The sequence below is a fragment of the Baaleninema simplex PCC 7105 genome (assembly GCF_000332355.1).
Taxonomy (GTDB): domain Bacteria; phylum Cyanobacteriota; class Cyanobacteriia; order Cyanobacteriales; family Geitlerinemataceae; genus Baaleninema; species Baaleninema simplex.
Genome location: NZ_KB235960.1, coordinates 127,006 through 128,241, shown reverse-complemented (window position 1 = coordinate 128,241; position 1,236 = coordinate 127,006). Strand labels below are relative to the sequence as shown.

The 1,236-nt window shown below is 46.6% G+C and carries 1 protein-coding gene and 2 pseudogenes; 2 read left to right on the top strand and 1 reads right to left on the bottom strand.

Features of this window, described 5'->3' with window-relative positions:
- Positions 1-7: 7 nt before the first annotated feature.
- Positions 8-217, top strand: a pseudogene (locus tag GEI7105_RS35430) (IS701 family transposase); the annotation flags it as partial.
- 389 nt (positions 218-606) lie between these two features.
- Positions 607-1,017, top strand: coding sequence for a hypothetical protein (locus GEI7105_RS37835; RefSeq protein WP_144054027.1), 411 nt, complete (start codon positions 607-609; stop codon positions 1,015-1,017).
- A 32-nt stretch (positions 1,018-1,049) separates the two neighbouring features.
- On the opposite strand, the pseudogene GEI7105_RS35425 reads toward GEI7105_RS37835, so the two are convergent.
- Positions 1,050-1,236: pseudogene (locus GEI7105_RS35425) on the bottom strand (IS630 family transposase); the annotation flags it as partial.

Genomic DNA, 1,236 nt, shown 5'->3' with positions numbered 1-1,236 from the left:
TTAATTTTTGGTATTTTGTGCCTTACACCTTTTTATCCTTTGGCATAAGTTGACGGGCGGTTTACGAAGGAAGTGGGCGAACCAACCTTTGGAAACTTTTGTAGATGCTTTAGAGGCTTTTCGGACAGCCATGTCTTTTCGTTTTGTGGCATGGCTGAACGAGAATCGAGACCTGTTTGCCGCTCACAAAGCGCGTTTTGGCTTGGTTTGGGCTTGAAATTTGTTTAAGTACCGCTAGGAATGCGGAGCTTCATCTAGATGAGACAGGGTTGAGAACTCCCGACAATCCCGCCGTTCGACGCTTGGCCGAAGATCCCGAGCGCATGGAAGTTTTAGCCGAGACCGCACCCAAGCAGCAGTTGAATACCTTATCTTCTCGGGAATTGAAGACCGAGCTCGATGCGGTCGATGAGTTACCCCGTCAGCGGATTAACGAGCCGCCGTTTGTGGAGGAGGTGGAGTTACCTAACGGTCACGAGTGGAAACGGAAACCTGATGGGTGCATCTCACTTTCGCAAACACACAAGTTCGGCAATTTGTCAATATCTTCCTCAAGGACTGCTAGAAGGGGATTTACTCCTTTAAGTATTTATACTTATCGAAGAATTGAGATGCACCCAACCTGATGAGACTTGGTGTCGTTTTTCTAACAATGGTGATTGTCTACCTGGTCGTGATGGCTCTAACCCACCGAGTCGGAAAACTGATGGTAGCGGTGACTCAAATCGCCAGAGCGATCGTGGCAGCAGGAATCGAGATTTCCAGAACAACACTTCTGTCTCTGAGAGTGCTGACAATATTATTGGCGATGCTGGGGCGACGGAAGTTGAGGTTGCAGGTCTAAGCAGTAATGTTGGGCAAGTTAGTGGCGATCTGCAAGGTGTAGTAGAATCTAAGAAATTTGATTTTCTCTTTGGTAGAGCTACTGGCAGTCAACACAATATAGATCGTTCAAAGCAGTTCTCTATGATTATGAAGGGACTAGGAATTTTTGAAGATACTGATGGTATTAAGTAGCCCCAGAGAAAAAAAGGAATGTGTGTAAAGGATTATTTCAGACCTCGAAGGTTGACATACTTAACAGAATGTCCGTGGCGCTCTCCTCGGGCTTCGAGTCCCTCGGTCACGTGAAAAGCCAATTCGGACTCGGATTCAAACATCTGTCCGACTAATTCATCACGTTTAAGATGCTCCCACTCCAATTCAATGGGATTCATTTCGGAACAGTAGGGTGGC